This window comes from Paenibacillus sp. J22R98, assembly GCF_059383835.1.
On record NZ_JBXENW010000001.1, the window covers coordinates 1,198,872 to 1,218,906 of the forward strand.

Genomic DNA, 20,035 nt, shown 5'->3' on the forward strand with positions numbered 1-20,035 from the left:
CGACATTTGAATCGTTTATTTTATGAAGCTGCTGAGATGCAGCTTTTTATGTGCCCATTTGCCAGTCGGACAGGACAGATACGATCGGCTGCCTCTGGTGACCTCATAATAACGAAAGGCATGAAATAACTACTGTAACCCCCCTGGTATGAAATCCCCGCCGAGTGCGATCGATGGGCATTTGCACGGTTTAGTATTAATTATCCATTCAAGCCAATTTCGTCTCCATCCGGCGACTGCATCCTGGACTTAACATATTGGGGCTTTAATTATTGTGAATGATCTGTAAGGTACACCTGTTATGTGAAAAGTATTGAATGTCTAAAACGATTATTGGGAATGCTTCTGACGTTATTAAAAACGGATGGGGTGGTACTATGAAGGCCTTAACATATCAAGGGATGAAGAAAGTAAAGGTTAAAGAAGTGGAGGATGCAAAACTCATTAAAGCAGACGATGTTCTCGTGCGTATTACGACAACAACCATTTGCGGGTCGGATCTTCATATCTATAATGGAGAAATTCCCAATATGCCCGACAATTTCATCATCGGTCACGAGCCAATGGGGATAGTGGAAGAGGTAGGAAAAGAGGTAACTCGTGTTAAGAAAGGTGACCGCGTAATTATTCCGTTTAATGTAGCCTGTGGTCAGTGTTGGTATTGCAACCATCAACTCGAAAGCCAATGCGACAATTCAAATGAATTTCTACATGGTGACACAGGTGGTTATTTCGGTTATTCCGACACCTATGGTGGATACGCAGGCGGACAAGCTGAACTTATGCGGGTGCCATTCGGTAATTTCGTTCCTTTCAAGGTTCCTGAGGACGCGGAGATGGAAGACGAGAAGATATTATTTCTATCCGATATTGTTCCAACTGCTTACTGGAGCGTCGACAACGCCGGAGTAAAACAGGGCGACACCGTCATTATTCTTGGTTGCGGGCCGGTCGGTCTTCTGGCTCAGAAATTCGCATGGCTTAAAGGTGCAAAAAGGGTCATCGCCGTGGATCATGTAGACTATCGTTTGGAGCATGCTCGGAAGACCAATAAAGTAGAAGTTTTTAACTTCAAGGAAACGGATAATCTTCTTGGCCATTTGCAGGAAATAACAGCAGGTGGAGCGGACGTCGTGATTGATGCAGTTGGGCTGGATTCCGAGAAGACGCTCTTGGAAAAAGTGGAAACACTGCTCAAGCTTCAAGGAGGTGGACTCGGTGCATTTCGGATGGCGGCAAAGTTAGTCCGTAAAGGTGGCACAATCCAAGTTACCGGGGTGTACGGAATGAATTACAATGCCTTTCCGTTTGGTGATTTGTTCGCACGTAACATAACTGTGAAATTGGGGCAAGCGCCGGTTATCCATTACATGCCGGAACTTTATCGGCAAATCAAAGATAGCGTGTTCGATCCGACCGATATAATCAGTCACCGGATCGGCCTGGACGAAGCCGAGCATGGATACAAAGTGTTCAACAATAAAGAGGACAACGCGATGAAAATAATTTTGAAACCATAAGGTTTATTAGCGAGATTTGTTAGGTGAAAGAGCTTGATTCGAAATGTCCGCAATGGGCATTGACGAATTGTTTGGTAATCGCCAAACCTAATCCCATGTCTCGGCTGTGCCGAGATCGGTCATCACCGCGCGGTAAAACCGATCGGATAAATAAGGCGATGTATGGCGGATATCCCTGAAAAAGCAATTTCCATTATACAGGAAGTTGCTTTTTTGCTTCGCTGGAGCGTTAACTTTTTTTCAGCCTGATTTAAGAAGTATTTAATATTGCTCAATTATACTGATGCTATCGGGAAGCGGTAACAATAGAGCCGGATCGGAGGGTGGGTACAGTATGGGAAATATGAACAAAAAGTCGGTCGTCCTATGTTCTGCAGCTGTTACAGCGATATATGCCACCGGTTATTTTACTACGGGAACCCAGGAATCCATGCAACTACCACCGCGACACGCCCAAGTCAATATCCAATTAAATGAGGTCCAATCAACTGATGTGCCAACAAATAACGCCGATAGCGTCCCAACTAATAGCGTTCAACCAGAATATAGCCAAACAAATGGCCGTTGAAAGACGGTACCTACACGGGGATTGGAAGCAATAGGCGGGGAGCGATTCAAGTGGCGGTAACCCTCTAAGAACTCGCTCAGCTTCAAATGTATCCAAGAAACTTCGCCCTAATCTAAATAATGTAAAAAAAAATATCATAGGAGTTTTTTATGAGCAGAAACAAAATGATTTGGATTCCGGCTATTATCGCGGCTGTGGTAGCAATAATTCTTATGGCGTACTATTACACGGCATTTTCACACGGAGGAGGAGAACCTCGCCCGCGCCTGCCGGGAGGCGGGGAAGGAAGTTTGTACGAAGGTATGCGTCATCCCCGTGATAATAATGGAAAAGACGGCTACGGAGGATACTTTACGACATTAGGAACGCTCGCTTTGTATTCGGGAGTTGCCTGCTTTTCGTGGTTCTGGTTCAGAAAGAAGTTGAAGTCGCCTTCGACGTTGGTGCGCAAAGCCGGAAAGTTGCTACATTCCGTGCATAAATTAGTGGGATGGGTCACGCTCATTCTGATTGTGGCTCATGGCACCTATTTTTTGATTACGAAGCTTCATGAAGATAAAATTTACACGGGACTAGCGGGCTTTGCTATCTTGCTAGCGCTCGTCGGATACGGTTACTTCATCAATAAGGTTCGTAACAAATGGATGCGTACCGCGCATCGTTCACTCGGGATTCTCTGGGTTCCGGTATTACTGTTGCATGCGGGGGGATCGGCAATCATGGCGGTCATCGCATGCTTGGCAGTAGGAGGGCTCATTTGGATATTAGAAAGATTAAGTGGACTAGACAAACAACCAATCAAGGGAGACCGGTGATTTATTGTTATTGCAAGCATTTTCTGAATTAACAGGCAGATTTACTGAATGTTTTCAATAAACGCATTTCATTGAGAAATCACCCCTGAGGTTATTTTGTCCAATGGTTCATAAGACATATTCCACGATATTTGTTTAATTAAAACGTCTTGTTTTTCGGTAAGTGTGCCGTATTTCATTCGTTTCACAATACATGATCTTATTACATCGAAGATGCCCAGTCCTAGTGAGGATCTGGGCATCTTGCTTTACATTATCTTAGAATTCATCCAGGGCTTCTTTTGCTGATGCGTTCGCTGCAGTTTCGTTCGCTGCAGGGTTGTGCTTCAATACTTCAGCTGCTTCATCGGCAGAAAACTCCGTATCTGCGGCTCCTGCAACCGGAAGTTTATTTAGCTTAACGGATTGCACATCAGCTTTAGATACTTCATTTTGTTCATTTTGCATACTGCATCCCTCCTTATTAAATCTAAGTGACAACAAAATCTATGTTGCCCATGGGAGGATGCTAAATATGTATTTACATCAAGAATGTTCCGAGCAAGATGGACGAGCAAGGGAAAATATAAATTTTATGAAGCTGGATAATGCTCCAATCCAGTGTTCAATCATGTGCATAAAGTGTTTTATTTCTGGCAACTTGAGAAATAAAGAGGAGGAAAGGTAATAACGTGAATCAGAATAAAAAACGGAAACTTACAATTTACGTAAAAAACTAAAAAGAAGTCTTGAGGGCAGGAATCAAGACTTCTTTTCACTACGTTAATTGGGCAAGTTCTGAACTAAAAGTACCGTTTGAAACAATTTAGACAGCTAGCTCTTGTAGTTAAGAGAAAATTAATAATCTGTTCATGACTTGTTTAGCATTAAGGATTACACTAGCTTTGATACATTCAACTTGTCCATTTCGTATCTCAACAATCTTGGATTGTTTCGATTTTGAGAGATGTGAAACTCATTCGGGTAGTCAGGAGAGGCGGTAAGTCATGATCCAAAAAACTATACTTATTCTTACCGGCGATTACGGTGCTGGCCACCTGAAGGCAGCGGAGGCATTAGAGCATTCAATGCAGCGACTCTATCCTGATGCAACCGTTAATATTGTAGACGTCATGGCTGTCATTCATCCGATCTTCAACCCGGTCGGTAAATATATGTATTTACGTAGTATTCATCATTTTCCGCGGACATACGGCTTCTTGTTCCGCAGAACCAGAAATCGAAATGCGATATCAAACACGTTGAAATCCATTCAAAAGGTTGGACTTTATAAGCTATTAGCACTTATCGACCGACTGAGACCTTCAGCGATTGTGGCGACATTCCCACTCGCCGCTGGGGCGGTTTCTATGTTGAAAGGCGCTGGACTTGTAAATGTCCCAACTTCAACTGTAATAACCGATTTTACGGATCACAGCTATTGGCTTTATCCGAACACCGATCTCTATATGGTTGGTAGCAAATCTGTAGCGGATCGTCTGATGCTTACTGGTATTTCGCATGACCGAATTGAAATTACGGGAATTCCAGTGATGTCTACTTTCTATAACTTGCTATCGAAAAAGGAATCCAGGCAGTTGTTTGGATTTCGAACGGATTTTCCGATAATCATGATTATGGGTGGCGGAGAAGGACTACTTACTCGAAGCATCGGAGAGACGATACGTAGTATCTACCGATTAAATGAAGGCAAGGTGCAATTCATTGTCATCTGTGGTCGGAATGAGAAATTACAGACGGAGTTAACTCATCTTGTCCATGAATCTCAAATTCCAGCCATCATTACGGGCTATACCGAATACGTTCCTGAGTTTATGGCGGCTGCTGACATTCTCGTCACAAAGCCAGGTGGACTTACCTCGTCAGAGGCTATGGCAGCTGGGCTACCGATGATGATCTTCCATCCACTTCCTGGTCAGGAAGAAGATAACGCGAATTACCTCACAGCCTGTGGGGCTGCAGTAAGGGCAGAGGAACAGGATGAATTGCCAATTTTGCTTACTGCTTTGCTGAGTAACCAAGAACGGTTGAATCATATGACAAAAAAGGCACTTTTAGCGAGTATGCCAAACTCAGCTCATGTCGCAGCAATGAACATTATGAAACAAATAGCAACTGTAAAAAACTGTTAAGTGAGTATTTCACTTAACAGTTTTTTTATCTACTCAAAGTTAATTGGGCGTCGAGAAGTTATAATTCATAGAGTTATTCTGTTAACCACTCCAATGGAGTATAATTTTGGCTGTAGTAACTGCTTGGGAAAAACTATAATTGACTATAAGAAAAGGCCAATCAGAACATCTGATTGGCCTTAATACATTCAGTTACTCAGTCTATAGGTATGTATGACTACCATTAGTGGCTAACTTAGCCGGGGAATTCAATTTCTGTTTAAAGGCACGATTATAAAACTTAATAGGTAGATCACCAATTATTAATAGCATTTTAAGAACTGCTATCTATGATTAGCTCATTGAACTGTTACAGGGAAGGAGCTTGTATGTGAAAGAATTATTAGCAGTAGCCAAAAAGCATGTTTTCGGAGGAGCCGCCAAAGTTCCGGAAATCACGCTTTACTTTTGGATCACGAAATTATTGACGACGGGAATGGGCGAGGTTGCCTCCGATTATTTATTCGAGCGCTTGAACCCGTTGTTCTCCGCGCCGCTTAGCGTGCTCATTTTTATTGTCGCCATGCTATTACAATTCAAAGTTCGTCGCTACATCCCAGGTGTATACTGGCTTGTTGTAGTTATGGTCAGCATATTTGGAACCACTGCAGCAGACGTAGTCCGTGTCGGATTGGGAAATGTCGCATCCACTATCTTCTTCATCGCAGCTCTTGCAATGATTCTATTCCTTTGGCACAAAAAAGAAGGGACCCTCTCCATACACAGCATCATTACTCGGCGCCGTGAAGTGTTCTACTGGCTAACCGTCATGACGACGTTCGGACTTGGTACCGCCGCTGGTGATATGACCGCGACAAGTATGCATCTTGGCTATTTTGCCTCCGGTGTAATGTTTACGGGAATCCTTGTCATTCCTGCAATTGGCTTCTTTTGGCTCGGAATGAAAGAAATCGTTGCTTTCTGGTTTGCTTACATTTTAACCAGACCGGTTGGTGCTTCGTTCGCGGATTGGATGTCTGCGGCGCATAGTAGCGGCGGTTTGGAGCTAGGAAAAGGTCCGGTAACTTTTGTACTGACAATCCTCATTGTTATTTTGGTAATCTTCCGTGGTGGTTCTCCAGCGAAAAGTGAAGAATTTGATGCAAAATTAGCGAGTTAATTAAACACACCTCTGCCATTCATTTAGGTGGAGGTGTGTTTTTAATAAAATCTCTCATGAAATTCTAATCTGGCTCACAAGGGCATCTCATAAGCGGATGCTATAGTAATAAGTGTTATAGACAAACCATATGTAGGAGGAAAAGAAATGAATAAGAAATGGATATTAGCGATAGCTTTGTTCACAGTCGTAGTCGCAGGCTCAGGTACTTGGCTGCATGCCTCATATGCCGCATCAGGTAATGCTAAAAACGTGGAAACAACTGTTGCACCGAATGCCGCAACTACAAATTCAGGTGCTGTAACTAACGAAGCTCCCGATGGTGACGGCGAAATTGCTGACGATCAGGAGAACTCGGATAGTGGTTCAGATAATAGTGGTGAAGAGGATAATGACACGGAAACTAACGATGATTAAGAATTAAGTATAAATGCTTATTGGGCAGGAATCCTACCTATCATGGAGGGTTCTTGCCCTTTTGGAGTTAAGGGGAGGTCGCTATGCGAAGATTGCTACTTATTGAAGATGAGCCGAATTTCGCCCGATTTCTTGAATTGGAGCTGAAGCATGAAGGCTTCGATACCCTAATAGCGCACGATGGCAGAGAGGGATTCACTCTAGCGGGCGAACAGGATTGGGATATGATTCTGTTGGACTTGATGCTTCCGGGGTTAAGCGGAATCGAAATTTGCAGACGGCTTCGAGGCCAGAAAAACAAGACACCGATCATCATGCTAACTGCTCGAAATAGTGTGATGGACCGAGTGACAGGTCTTGATAGTGGAGCAGATGATTATCTACCCAAGCCTTTTGAAATCGAAGAACTACTGGCCAGAATGAGGGCACTTTTCCGTCGGGTAGATGAAGATGAAGAAGATTCGATGAACGAAGTACTTGAATTTCAAGACCTTCGCATAGAGTTGTCATCACGGACAGTGACCAGATGTGGAGAAGAAATTCTGTTAACCAAACGAGAGTACGATTTACTGCTGGTACTTGTACGCAATATAAACAACGTCCTCAGCAGAGATCAATTACTCGATCTCGTATGGGGCTTCGAGACTGGAGTGGAGACAAACATCGTTGATGTCTACATTCGATATGTTAGACAAAAACTCGGAGACGGTGACAAATATATTCAGACTGTCCGAGGGGTCGGCTATATCATGAAGGGGTGAGTGGATGCCTGTAAAGTACAAACTGGCAGTGCTGACATCATGTTTGATCATTTCGCTCTTCATCGGATACAGCTTGATTCAATATAATGCGGTGTCGCAGTGGATGATCGATGCACAGAAGGATTCGATGAGCAGGACCGCTGCGCAAATATCCGGCTATTTTTCTGAACAAGAAGAATCGCTGGATCTAGAGGGTTTAGAGGAGCGCAAGCCGTTCATGGAGCGATTTGTTCAGGCTAATCAGATGCTCAGGTTGCTTGATAAAACCGGACATGTCCAAATGGTTATCTCCAACGGGATCCCATCTGATTGGGTTCCCGTGCAAGGTGTAGCTAAAGAATCTCTCAACAGTTACGATCATGGTCAAGATCGCCTGCTCGTAATTCGCACACCGATCCGAACAGCTGCTTACTCAGGCTCCATGGAATTTGTTAATAATTTGGAAAACATCGATAAGATGAAGGATCGGTTGAAGCGACTGATGTTAACGCTTGGTACAGTCGGCATTTTCATCAGTGCAGCAGGTGGATTGATTGTTTCCTGGCGTCTGCTCAGTCCACTAAATCGTTTGGCATCCGCAATGCACGCTGCCCAAAAGAAGGGGGTTAGCGAAAGAGTCATTTACCGAGATAATGGAGATGAAATTTCGCGCTTGTCCACTATTTTCAATGAGATGATGGACGAGCTAGAACGTGCCTTCAATCGGCAACGACAGTTCGTAGAAGATGCATCGCATGAATTCCGGACGCCTATTGCGATAATAGAAGGCCATTTAAAGCTGCTTAATCGCTGGGGTAAGCATGAACCCGAAGTCCGCGAGGAGTCGCTGGCAGCCGCGCTTCAAGAAACGATTCGACTACGCAAGCTTTCTGAGCAGCTGTTGGATTTGTCAGGGAATATAGAGCTTGAAGCTCCTATTAATGTAGATATTGTCGACCCATCAACTGTCATAATGGTATTAATTAGGAATTACCAAATGCTTTATTCGGACTTTAAGTTCGATACGGAGTCGGAAGATGGACTTCATATTCAGATCGACCCGTATCATTTGGAGCAAATTTTAATCATTATAACGGATAATGCTGTACGATACTCGGGCCAAACCAAGCATATTCGATTTCAAGTTCATTCGTTTGAGAATGATGTAATTATAACTGTCGAAGATCAAGGAATCGGTATTTCGGCTGAAAAAATTCCATACGTATTTGAGCGATTTTACCGAGTGGACAGTGCAAGGGAAAGGAAAAGCGGAGGGGCTGGCCTAGGTTTATCGATAGCGAAACGTATAACGGAAGCATATAAAGGATCCATCTCATTGGATAGTGTAGTCGATAAGGGCACAATTGTGAGATTGGTCTTTGCAAAGTCCCCTAGCAATTCAAGTTCCTCAAATAATCTTTCATAAATTTAATTAATTATAATGAAAATCCACTTAAGATTTTTTTAATTTCTATAGGCTAAGATAACCGTAAAGAAAAATACAAATGAGTCACTTCAGAATAGAAAGGGGAAAACGATGCTGAACAATCAAAACAACGTAAAAAACCTATTTAGTAAGGTACCTGAAGTTACTCTTTTCTTCTGGATTATCAAGGTGCTTTGCACAACAGTAGGAGAAACCTTTGCAGATTTCTTAAACGTAAATCTAGGATTTGGGTTAACACTCACAACCGTCATTATGGGGGTAGCATTTGCTCTTGTTTTGTACCTTCAATTTAAAGTCACTAAATATGTGCCGGGTATTTATTGGCTCACCGTAGTACTCATAAGTGTATTTGGGACGCTGGTAACCGATAATTTAACAGATGCAGCAGGAGTTCCGCTAGAGCTTAGTACTCTCGTCTTCAGCGTGCTTTTGGGAATCACATTTCTCATATGGTATTGGAGTGAAAAAACGCTCTCGATACACTCGATTCACACTAGAAGAAGAGAAGCATTTTATTGGCTTACTATCTTATTCACCTTTGCACTTGGAACAGCTGTCGGCGATTTATATTCCGAGCAACTCGGACTTGGCTATCTGGATACAGGAATCATCGTATTGATCATCATTGCTTGCGTATTTGCAGCTTGGAAATTGAAGCTCAACGAGATCCTAGCGTTTTGGATCGCCTATATATTAACACGTCCACTAGGTGCTTCATTAGGGGATTACCTCTCTCAGTCCAAAGTAAATGGCGGTTTAAACTTAGGAGCGACAGGAACAAGTATTATTTTTCTGCTTGCTATTCTTGCGATCACCATATACCTTGCCATTAGTAAGATTGATACCATTCCTAAAAGTGAAGGAACTTCAGCGAGTAATTACGTTGCAAGTACTAATAAAGTATGGGGACAAACCGTTGCAGTGTTGTGTGTATTCTTAATTATTGGTATCAGCGGTTATGCTCGACTAAATCAGAATATCGCACCATCAACTAATTCTTCACAATCTACGTTATCCGGAGAATTAACGAATTTTATTACCATTGAAACGGAGATGACTAGTGCTGTGAATGCCAATGACTTTAACGCGGCAAACACAGGGGCTGATACCTTGGAGCATGATTGGGATGCTGCAGAGCCGAAGCTCAGGAAAATAGATCGGAAATCATGGACTGATATTGATGGGACGATTGATCGTGTATTAGCAGCAGTTCGTTCAAAAAGCCATGATGCCAGTAAGTGTAAATCTGCATTGGACGATTCAATCCGTGTCTTAAATGAAGCAAACAAATAGTAAGCAAGAGCACTCGTCCATTTATGGACGGGTGCTTACTCTTGTTGAACTGAGAGGAAGTGCGTCATTTGACTAAGCCGATTCTGGCTATCGTAGTTCCATGTTATAACGAAAAAGAAGTACTGAGGGAAACGGCAAAGCAATTAAAAGGTGTACTGTCTGAGCTGATTCAAGAAGATTTTGTCTCCCCGCTTAGCAAAATCGTTTTCGTCGACGACGGTAGCCAAGACGATACCTGGCGGCTGATTGAAGAGGAGCGGGCGGCCAACGATTCTATTATTGGAGTCAAGTTATCGCGAAACTTCGGTCATCAGGGGGCACTCCTTGCAGGGATTCATTCTGCAAAAGATTGGAGCGATTGCGTCATTACGATCGACGCTGATCTGCAGGATGATATCGACGCGATTCGTGAATTTGTTACTCACTACCGCCAAGGTAACGATATTGTATATGGCGTGAGAAGGAGCAGAGAGACGGACTCGTTCTTTAAAAGAGCAACGGCTCAAGCCTACTACAAGTTCATGCGGAAGGTTGGCATAGATTTAATCTATAACCATGCTGATTTTCGACTAATGAGCAAGCGAGCGGTTATCGAGCTTGAAGGTTTTGAAGAACGCAATATGTTTCTTCGCGGCATAGTGCCGATGCTTGGTTTCAAGAGTTCCGTTGTTTATTACGATCGGAAGGTGCGATTTGCCGGAGAAACAAAATATCCGTTCAAGAAAATGCTGGCATTCGCTTTCAACGGGATGACCTCCTTCAGCGTCGTACCGATTCGGTTCGTATCGATAGTAGGCTTTACTTCTTTCTGTCTGAGCTGTCTTGCTGGCGTGTATGCGCTGATTCAGAAATTTCTTGGCCATACGGAGTCAGGATGGACATCCATTATTATCTCAGTTTGGATCATTGGTGGCTTACTGTTAATGAGTATCGGATTGATTGGCGAATATATAGGTAAAATTTATTGGGAAACGAAACGCCGGCCGGTCTACATCATCGAGTCGGAGCTTAAACATGATCTCCAAGAATCGTAGGTGTTTGCTGGAGCTGCCAATCGTTCGTTTCCTGATGATCGGTGGTTTAAATACGTTAATTGGGCTTGGCTTAATGTATACGCTGCTTCATGTTTTTGCATTTTCCTATTGGAAAGCAACATGTACAGGCAACGTAATTGGAGCTGTGTTTAGTTATTTCATGAATAGAAGGTATACGTTCAGAAGCCGCTCTGCCGTATCTCATACATTCCTTGCGTTTTTGCTTGTCATGATCAGCTGTTATTTTATATCTTTCTATTCCGGACTTCGAGTTTCGAGACTGGCAGCAGCCATGTTTCCGCATGTGGCTGAAATTGATGACAAGGATGTTGCTGTCGTAGTCAGCACCGCTATTTATACGATGACCAATTATTGGGGACAAAAGCTAATCGTGTTTCGGGAAACGGAGGGACAATATGAAGCCGATGCTTAGGAAGGTACTTCCCATTCTTTATCTGCTGCTCGCTGCAATCATCATCGTTATTATGTTTCCGAAGGAAACATACAACGATCCGGATACATTTTGGCATATTGAACTTGGTACCTATATGATTGATCACCACACTGTACTGCATCATGCCATTCATACCTTCTATAATGACAAACTGCCGTATGTGCCGCATGAATTTGGTTTTCAGTTAATCGTTGCCATGCTATACAATACTTTCGGCTGGCCAGGTACATATATACTCACCGCTGTCTGTCTATTCTTACTCCTACTCGGTCTATACAGGCTTGCCTGCATTTCGCGCAAGGAAATCGGACTCAGCGAACACCATTTCCTATTGTTCCTACTTGTTCTGACGGTGGCGCCGTTTATTTTTTATTTCTATTTCAAAACTCGTCCGCAGATCATCTCATCTTTTATGATCGTGTGGTTTTTCGTATACTTGCGCGAGTTCAATATGCGGCAGTTAAAACGTTACGCATTTGCCTTGATTGCAATATCGATAGGGATTGCTAACATCCATGCCGGCGTATGGCTTGTCATAGCCGTATTTACGTTGATGGCTGTCGGGGAAGCATTTCTGGCACGAAAGCTGACCATTTATAAAGCGTTGACTTACCTAGCGATCATAGTGGTGGGTTTTGTAAATGTAGGTGGCGTGAATAATGTTTTCTATATCTTCAAAGTAACCAAAAACCACTTTAATCTAATGATCAATGAATGGCAGCCCGTGAATTTCGCCGATCCCACGGAGCCCCGGACTTTTCTGCTGCTAATATTCGTAATGCTCTTACCATACTGTATCCACCGAAGTACATTCCGGTTCATGTTCATGCTCGGCATATTGTTCCTCGGAGTCTCATCGTACAAACAGAATTTGTTTATGTGGCTTTTCTTGCCTTATTTTGCGGGTACCGTGGTAGATCTGATTCCTTATAACCGTGTTCTCAATATTCCATACAAAAGGTATTTATTCGTGCTGGGATTGATCATTGGACTTAGTGTCAACCTCGTCGCGATATTTGTCTCACCACCGGAAATAAGTGCCATAAATTATCCGGTTGAGGAAATGAAATATATCCAAGACCATACGCCAGTAGGTGTACGACCGAAGGTACTCGCCCCATACGGTGATTCTGGCTATGTCATGTCCCAGGGGGCGGACGTACTGTGTGATGGGAGGCAGGATCCTTTCGTAACAGAAGCCTCAAAAGGTGTGTTTGGATATACAGCATTCGAACGGTCCATGAAGGGATTTTCAATCATTCTACCTGACATTGTGAAGTATGATAAACCGGATTATGTACTGGTGACGACAGGCAATTATAGCCGGCTGTATCAAGGCTGGGTCGCAGAGTTCGGTGAACCCGTATTTAAGGGCAAATATGGGAGCGTATTTAAAGTGAAGACGACAGGAACGTAACATTTTATGACTACGAAAGGAGAAATTCGGGGTTGCGATTTTTGGAAAATGTGGTTATTCGTTCGACTGTGAGTGTCATGCTTATCCTTTTTTTATTTGCAAGTCTGGCTCTATCTATTAGTCGTCATTGGATAACTGCCTTCGATAATCACATCTCGCATGCAGTTCAAAGTCTTAACCCATCTATTTATACTAGTTTAATGAAGGGCTTCACGACAGCCGGATCGGGACTCTATGTGACGGTAATCACAATAATCATCGTGTTGATATTGACTGTAATCGGCTATCGAAGGGAATTGATTTTCTTCGTAAGCGTCATCCTCCTCTCGAGCATGCTTAACGTTGTACTGAAACAGATTTTCCATCGGACAAGGCCGGATATACACCGGATTATAGAACCATTCAATGTCCGCGTTTACTCTCTATGGAATCACGATTTACTTTCTTTGGAAACATGCTCGCGGGCCATGGATGCGGTTTACGATTATATTAATGGGGTTCACAATGATTCTTATGATCGGCTTAAGCAGGATCTATCTCGGTGTTCATTATCCAAGCGACGTCATCGGTGGTTATCTCATGAGCGCTGCTTGGTTGGTTGCTAGTATCGGCTGGTATGAGCACTATCTAGAGGAAAGGTGGCGATCAAAGAAATTCCGCGATCGCTCGCAGAATACCTTAGGGAAAGGTGAAGCCTGATTACCTATCAGGCTTTTTTGTCTTTTTGGTGGAGTAAATAAACGTTTAAGATCAGTTAATAAAATGTTAAGAACCGGTTCACGTCTGGTTTATGAATGAACACTAAAGTAGAAGTAACACATTTAAGTTCCGATTGATCAGACGAAAAGAAGGTGATCACCGTGAAGAAGCTTATCTTGACGATTAGCATGTTTTTGCTTGGGATCGTGATTTACGCATGGACGATTAACGCGGATGAAGGGGTTATGATCAAAATTATTTGCGCAGAAGTGGGTTCATTCGCACTTTTCTGGGGGATGATGGCTCTCCTGCATAGTTTCGCTGACTCACGTCGTTAAGCACCATTCGAATGGAGTGATAGGCAGTGACACACAAACGGAAAACTGTGATTGTTTATGCCAAATATGGTGAAGGTCATTTTCAAGTCGCTCTGACGATGCAGCAGCGATTAGAACAAACCGGGCAATTCGAGGTTAAGAGTGTTGATATCTTCGCTGAAACTCACCCAAGATGGAATGCATTCACGCGACCCATACTCCCGATAAACAGCTTGCTGTGGAATTGTTTCCAGAAAGGAAGGACCAGTCTTAGGCGGATGGATGGCTGAGCGGTTCAATGCATCTGTCCCGTTCTGGACGGCTGCCATTCTTTTCGCGGTTATAGCGTGCTACTATATGGTTTCCAGTACGGCAAATTCGATAAGACAGTTATGATTGGTTAATAGATCCTCAATTTGAATAGGATAAAGAAAGGATTACATATGAACGGTATTCTTCAAGCGAAATTACTGATTACTTTATTTCTTGTTATAGCAATCGGAACAGGCTGCAGTATGTTAGGGAAGCCTAAGAGCACTTTGGAATCAAATGTTGATGATGGAACATCGATATCTCAAGCATCGGATACGGCTTATAGCCAGCAGCCTATTTCGGATATAACTATCGATCATATTGTCATCGTTGTGGAGGAAAATCACTCTTACCAACAAATTGTAGGGAGTTCAAACGCTCCTTATATGAACAAACTCATACAACAAGGAGCCTTGTTTACGAATGCGTATGCCATTACCCATCCGAGCCAGCCGAATTATCTTGCACTATTCTCAGGTTCAACGCAAGGAGTGAAAGATGATGCTTGCAACAAGCCGTTTAAAGCCGATAATTTAGGTGCAGAATTGCTCCAAGCGCGTCTGACTTTCATGGGGTATTCCGAAGATTTGCCGAAAGCAGGTTTTACGGGATGTACTTCAGGAGGGTACGGACGCAAACATAACCCGTGGGTACAATTTAAAACGGTACCTGCTAAACTGAACCAGCCGTTTACCACGTTCCCGAAAGACTTCAACAAACTTCCCACAGTTTCTTTCGTCATCCCGAATCATCGCGATGATATGCATGATGGAACGGTAAGAGAGGCGGATGATTGGCTGAAGAAGAACATAAGTACATATGAAGCTTGGTCAAAAAAACATCGGAGCTTGTTGGTCATTGTATGGGATGAAGATGATTATTCCAAGAAGAACCGCATTCCCGTCATCATGATCGGTTCGATGATAAAGCATGGAAAGTACGCGCAGAAGATAAACCATTACAATATCCTCCGTACGATCGAAGAACTCTACGGACTGCCTTTTTTAGGTGCGAGTCGTACGGCTGTGCCAATCAGAGAAATCTGGAAATGATAGACGTTTTGTTTCATGCTATACTTTATGCAAATAATGTATACTACAACTAACTTATTAAAGATATTCCCGAAGATGGCGGTTATTGTTATACAGGAAAGGAATCTGCTATGCTCGAAATCAAACAGATTGCAAAGCGTTCTTTACAGAAGAATAATGAGAAAACGCCATACCTTTTATCGGGTATAGCAGCAACTGTGAATAATGGAGAACGAATCTCTATACTCGGCTCGTCCGGTCAAGGTAAAAGCACACTGCTCCGTTTACTCTCATTGCTTTATACGCCTGATGAGGGTGATATTTGTCTAGATGACGTTTCATTTCGCCAAATGGGGCCAAGATTATGGCGAAAACAAATTTGTTATGTTGCCCAGCAAGCAGTCATGCTGCCCGGAAGTATAGAGGATAATCTGAAAGTCACTAGTCTTCTGCATAACCAATCTTATGATCAGAAATTAGCACAACGGTTATTAGTGACCGCAAATCTTTCCCATCTTGATTTGAATAAAAATGCCCGCGAACTTTCAGGCGGGGAGATGCAGAGGATCGCTCTGATACGTTCTTTGCTCTTGCGTCCGGCTGTTCTTTTGCTTGATGAAGTTACATCATCATTGGACACTCATAATACACTTGCAGTTGAGCAGTTGTTGGATGAATGGCACCGGAGTGAGGGCACAGTAATGATAGGTGTTACACATGAATTCACGCAAGCTATGAGGTCAAGTAATAGAATTTGGTTCTTGGCAAATGGTATGATTCTTGAAGATACTTCTACGCAAGATTTTTTTGCATGCCCAAAAACGGAAATCGCGAGGCAGTTTATCGGAAGCAGTCAAACTGAGGAGCAGACCGAATGACACTATTTACGTTAAGTTTCACCCTGTTATTTGTATTTGCTACGATGTTCATTTCCTATTGGCAGAAGTTAGGGCTTGAGAAAGAAATAGCGATAGGAACAATAAGATCGGCATTGCAATTATTAATTATAGGCTATGCGCTGCAATATATTTTTCAAACCGAAAATTTTATCTTACTCTTTGTTATTTTGCTTATTATGATTGGGGTTGCTTCATGGAATGCAGCCAAACGCGGCCGTGGCATGCAGGGTATTATTTGGCGAATTGCTTTCTCCATTTCGGTAATGGAAATATTAATGATGGGAATGCTTTTGGGGCTTCATCTTATAAAATCAACACCGCAGTATATTATTCCACTTAGTGGAATGACGATTGGTAATGCAATGGTAGTATCCGGATTGTTTGTGAATCAACTTAAACGAGAGGCCCATTCATCAAAAGGGGAGATTGAAGCGCTGTTATCGCTTGGAGCAAGTGCCAAACAAGCCTTGCAAGATGTGAGGAAACGTGCGGTGAAATTCAGTATGATACCGACGATTGACGGAATGAAAACCGTTGGTCTTGTTCAACTGCCAGGTATGATGACAGGAATGATTGTTGCCGGAGCAGCGCCAGTGGAAGCTGTACGCTATCAAATACTAATCGTTTTTTCATTTACAGGTTCAGCAGCGATTACGAGCATTCTATTGAGTATGCTCTGTTACAATCTTGTGTTTACAAAGGATCTACAATTAAAGGTATTCCCAGGTAGTTAACTTTAATCACCCTATGGTGGACTGACTGCCGAAAATAAGCTAAACGGATTCTTCATAGATCTTCATCAGCTTTCTAGCTGTTCGCTTCCAGCTAAAGCGATCTACAGCATCCTTTCTAGCTTGAACGGAAAAACGGTTACATAATTCCGGATCATTAGAGAGTTACTATTGCCGATAATTAGTTGTGCGTTTCTTAAATGGAATCTTGCTTTACGCTTTGTTGTCATGGATAGACTTAGTGCGCCCCGACACTCGAATGATTGTCACATTCCCAATGATAGATTTACGAGGCATATTTTTGCGCCTCGCATGTCCATAATTCTTAAATTTCAATCCTTACGTAAATAGCCCAGTTTTTGAAAAACAGGTTTGAATAAATTGTGTCAAGAGTAAATCCAGCAGATAGAGAAAGAGCGTAGAAATAACTATATGTGTCGAACTTTTTTTATAGATAAGGGGATGAGTAATGACACGTCATGTATTCAGTAAATGGATAAAGACTAACGCAATTCGCAAGCATGCAGCTATCGAAGCTCACGTGCCTGATACAAAGAGAATGACTAAGGCGTCCTTATACAATAAATTGAACCGCTACAAAATGGTCTATGTGAAGCCCGAAATTGGAACATTTGGGAATGGTGTGATGCGGGTTGAACATAAATCAAATGAGTATAGGTATCAGCAAGGGGAGAAAATACGTTCGTTCGTGAGTTATGATGCTATGTACAAATCTCTTTTGCGTCAAACGGGTTCGAGAAGGTACTTGGTACAGAAAGGTATACATCTTCTGGAGCACCAAGGGAGAAAATTTGACCTTCGTGTCATGGTTCAGTATTCACCGGAGCGAAGATGGAAGACGACAGGTATTATTGGAAGAGTTGCAGCTAAGAATAAAATCGTAACTAATTTCCATAATGGTGGGAAAGTAGTGTCAGCACAACGATTACTGGCTTCACATACGAATGAAGTACAAACCTCAATGCACTCACTCTCAAAACTCGGCGTTCAAGTCGGAAAAGCAATGCAAGCTGCGTTTCCAGGTATATACGTTGTCGGACTTGATATCGCATTGGATGAATCGCTGTATCCCTGGATATTGGAGGTCAATACTAGCCCGGATCCATATATATTTAAAAAACATGACGATCCTCGAGTGTTTAAGACTATAATGCGTTACGCACGCTCATATCCAAAGAAGTAAAAAATATAACCGGAGCTCGAAGGGGCTTCGGTTTATTTTGTTTTCTCATTTCATGTGACTAAAGTACGATCCTCATATGTCGGATGACAAGAACATCACCTCATTAAAGGCCGCGAAAATCGCGGCTTTTGTTATTTATGGGATCAAGTTCTTGTCAAAACCAAATGACAAGAACTTGATCCCATTACCGAAATTGACAAGAACTTGATCTCATTCCCGCGAACAGCTTGGAATTCGCATTAATGAAGCATCAAGCGAGAAATAACCGACTGCGTTACGTTGAACGCAACAAATGAACGAACTTGCGGGGTTCCCGTAATATTATTTTATTATCCAGGCACTTGAACCACATTCAGTCATATAAATAGGTGATAGCAGTTCGAACCTGTTGAGGAGGATTTTATACAAGTGATGTTACCGAGTGAAAAGTATTTCGGTAAGTTTGAGGTCGTTTTTCTATTTTACGGAGCCATGCCTACAGGCGTTGCTGTTTCTGAAACCGGGCGTATTTTCATTTGCTTTCCGAAATGGGGAGACGACGTTAAATTTACGGTGGCTGAAATCGTTCACGATACATTACAGCCTTATCCTAGTTTAGACGCTAATGTGGTAAGCCCATCGAATATCACAACGTCCCTCATTAGTGTCCAAAGTGTCGTTGCTGATGGAAATGGTACGCTTTGGATATTGGATACGGGAGCTCCTAATTTCTCAGAACCCATCAAAGGGGGGGCGAAGTTAGTCGCTGTAGATTTAAATTCAAATACTATAAGAAGGGTATATACATTTACGGAAGATGTTGTCCTGCCAACCACTTATCTGAATGATGTCCGAGTTGACTTCCGTGTTGGTAAAGCAGGTTATGCTTATATAACGGATTCGTCTTCCCGAGGACCAGGAGCCATTATTGTCGTTGATTTAGAAACCGGTTATGCCTGGAGACGGTTAAACGGAGCAAATTCAACTTCGCCCGATCTCTATCTCTTACCGAAAGTTGAAGGTAAAGTTCTGATGAATCGAAACAAAGACGGATCTACTTCACCTTTTAGATTGGCATCCGATGGCATAGCGATTTCCCCGGATGGCAAGGTGTTGTATTTTTGTCCTCTCTCCAGTCGTCATCTGTACTCGATTTCAACGGAAGCCCTAAGAGATCGAACGATACCGGATATGAATTTACAGTATCACGTGAAGTATTGGGGAGAAAAAGGTGCTTCAGATGGAATGATCACCGATGCAAAAGGAAACGTCTACGCTGGAGACTATGAAAACAATAGTATTCGAAAGATATTGTCGGTTGGAATTATGGAAACCATCGCACATGATCCGAGAATTTTATGGCCGGATACTTTTTCTATTGGTCCAGATCAATACTTATATTTCATCGTCAATCAATTACATCGGCAGTCAAGATTTCATTATGGAAATGACCTGCGGCAGAAGCCTTACAGTTTACTCCGTATGAAAATAGACGAACCACCTGCTTCTACCTTTTAGTTAATATCTCGCTTTCAAAGTTGATTCTATTTGCATAGAAAATGAAAACACATACTCGAGAGATGCTGGAGGGGAAACGCTGTTTTTCATCCGGGTCCCTAAACACCACGAGGAATACTTAATCCGCTGATAAAGAAATCAAAAGCATTAGAATACTGAATTAACGGGCACAATAGTTCAGCGACACCATACCGGCAACCAGTCACACGATCCGAAAGAGCCCAACTTTGCTATATGGGACTGACCCCCGTTCATGAGACAGGGATCAAAACACCTTTCAAGTTAAGCAGCCAGTCGTCGGAAATCAACCGGCGACTGGTTATTTAGTTTCGTTTGAATACGAATTGAG

At 42.7% G+C, this 20,035-nt stretch carries 19 protein-coding genes; 18 read left to right on the plus strand and 1 reads right to left on the minus strand.

Annotation, left to right across the window (positions count from 1 at the left end):
- Window positions 1–377: 377 nt before the first annotated feature.
- Both AC50Y3_RS05600 and AC50Y3_RS05605 read left to right on the plus strand, forming a co-directional pair.
- Window positions 378–1,520 carry a zinc-dependent alcohol dehydrogenase gene (locus AC50Y3_RS05600; protein ID WP_494817810.1) on the plus strand — a complete coding sequence of 381 codons (1,143 nt, stop codon included), beginning with the start codon at window positions 378–380 and terminating at the stop codon, window positions 1,518–1,520.
- Window positions 1,521–2,237: 717 nt separating this feature from the next.
- Window positions 2,238–2,903 carry a hypothetical protein gene (locus AC50Y3_RS05605; protein ID WP_494817739.1) on the plus strand — a complete coding sequence of 222 codons (666 nt, stop codon included), beginning with the start codon at window positions 2,238–2,240 and terminating at the stop codon, window positions 2,901–2,903.
- 258 nt (window positions 2,904–3,161) lie between these two features.
- On the opposite strand, the gene AC50Y3_RS05610 is transcribed toward AC50Y3_RS05605, so the two are convergent.
- Entirely contained in the window at window positions 3,162–3,350 is a 189-nt protein-coding gene (locus AC50Y3_RS05610) for a hypothetical protein (protein WP_494817740.1), read from the minus strand.
- A 539-nt stretch (window positions 3,351–3,889) separates the two neighbouring features.
- On the opposite strand from AC50Y3_RS05610, the gene AC50Y3_RS05615 reads away from it, so the two are divergent.
- The 16 genes from AC50Y3_RS05615 to AC50Y3_RS05690 all read left to right on the plus strand — a co-directional run bounded on the left by AC50Y3_RS05615 (window position 3,890) and on the right by AC50Y3_RS05690 (window position 19,686).
- Entirely contained in the window at window positions 3,890–5,035 is a 1,146-nt protein-coding gene (locus tag AC50Y3_RS05615; protein WP_494817741.1) for an MGDG synthase family glycosyltransferase, read from the plus strand.
- A gap of 370 nt (window positions 5,036–5,405) precedes the next feature.
- Window positions 5,406–6,194, plus strand: a complete 789-nt coding sequence (locus AC50Y3_RS05620; protein ID WP_494817742.1) for a COG4705 family protein — start codon at window positions 5,406–5,408, stop codon at window positions 6,192–6,194.
- Window positions 6,195–6,341: 147 nt separating this feature from the next.
- On the plus strand, window positions 6,342–6,611 hold the full coding sequence (locus AC50Y3_RS05625) for a hypothetical protein (protein ID WP_494817743.1): 270 nt from the start codon (window positions 6,342–6,344) through the stop codon (window positions 6,609–6,611).
- An 83-nt stretch (window positions 6,612–6,694) separates the two neighbouring features.
- Window positions 6,695–7,372: a response regulator transcription factor gene (locus AC50Y3_RS05630; protein ID WP_494817744.1), complete on the plus strand. Its 678-nt coding sequence runs from the start codon at window positions 6,695–6,697 to the stop codon at window positions 7,370–7,372.
- A gap of 4 nt (window positions 7,373–7,376) precedes the next feature.
- Window positions 7,377–8,777 (plus strand): sensor histidine kinase, encoded by a 1,401-nt coding sequence (locus AC50Y3_RS05635; RefSeq protein WP_494817745.1) that lies wholly within the window; start codon window positions 7,377–7,379, stop codon window positions 8,775–8,777.
- A gap of 111 nt (window positions 8,778–8,888) precedes the next feature.
- Window positions 8,889–10,091: a COG4705 family protein gene (locus AC50Y3_RS05640; RefSeq protein ID WP_494817746.1), complete on the plus strand. Its 1,203-nt coding sequence runs from the start codon at window positions 8,889–8,891 to the stop codon at window positions 10,089–10,091.
- A gap of 68 nt (window positions 10,092–10,159) precedes the next feature.
- The gene (locus AC50Y3_RS05645; RefSeq protein WP_494817747.1) at window positions 10,160–11,125 is read left to right on the plus strand and encodes a glycosyltransferase family 2 protein; all 966 of its coding nucleotides are present in this window, start codon (window positions 10,160–10,162) and stop codon (window positions 11,123–11,125) included.
- Entirely contained in the window at window positions 11,106–11,558 is a 453-nt protein-coding gene (locus AC50Y3_RS05650; protein ID WP_494817748.1) for a GtrA family protein, read from the plus strand. The genes AC50Y3_RS05645 and AC50Y3_RS05650 overlap by 20 nt, the downstream gene beginning before the upstream one ends.
- Window positions 11,542–12,996: a hypothetical protein gene (locus AC50Y3_RS05655; protein ID WP_494817749.1), complete on the plus strand. Its 1,455-nt coding sequence runs from the start codon at window positions 11,542–11,544 to the stop codon at window positions 12,994–12,996. Before AC50Y3_RS05650 ends, AC50Y3_RS05655 begins: the two co-directional genes overlap by 17 nt.
- A 405-nt stretch (window positions 12,997–13,401) precedes the next feature.
- Window positions 13,402–13,695, plus strand: a complete 294-nt coding sequence (locus tag AC50Y3_RS05660) for a phosphatase PAP2 family protein (RefSeq protein ID WP_494817750.1) — start codon at window positions 13,402–13,404, stop codon at window positions 13,693–13,695.
- A gap of 161 nt (window positions 13,696–13,856) precedes the next feature.
- Window positions 13,857–14,033 (plus strand): hypothetical protein, encoded by a 177-nt coding sequence (locus AC50Y3_RS05665; RefSeq protein ID WP_494817751.1) that lies wholly within the window; start codon window positions 13,857–13,859, stop codon window positions 14,031–14,033.
- Window positions 14,034–14,455: 422 nt separating this feature from the next.
- Window positions 14,456–15,376: an alkaline phosphatase family protein gene (locus tag AC50Y3_RS05670; protein WP_494817752.1), complete on the plus strand. Its 921-nt coding sequence runs from the start codon at window positions 14,456–14,458 to the stop codon at window positions 15,374–15,376.
- A 110-nt stretch (window positions 15,377–15,486) separates the two neighbouring features.
- Window positions 15,487–16,233: an ABC transporter ATP-binding protein gene (locus tag AC50Y3_RS05675; protein WP_494817753.1), complete on the plus strand. Its 747-nt coding sequence runs from the start codon at window positions 15,487–15,489 to the stop codon at window positions 16,231–16,233.
- Entirely contained in the window at window positions 16,230–16,988 is a 759-nt protein-coding gene (locus tag AC50Y3_RS05680) for an ABC transporter permease (RefSeq protein ID WP_494817754.1), read from the plus strand. Before AC50Y3_RS05675 ends, AC50Y3_RS05680 begins: the two co-directional genes overlap by 4 nt.
- A gap of 466 nt (window positions 16,989–17,454) precedes the next feature.
- Window positions 17,455–18,189, plus strand: a complete 735-nt coding sequence (locus AC50Y3_RS05685; protein ID WP_494817755.1) for a YheC/YheD family protein — start codon at window positions 17,455–17,457, stop codon at window positions 18,187–18,189.
- A gap of 411 nt (window positions 18,190–18,600) precedes the next feature.
- Entirely contained in the window at window positions 18,601–19,686 is a 1,086-nt protein-coding gene (locus tag AC50Y3_RS05690) for an L-dopachrome tautomerase-related protein (RefSeq protein WP_494817811.1), read from the plus strand.
- The last annotated feature ends 349 nt before the right edge of the window (window positions 19,687–20,035 follow it).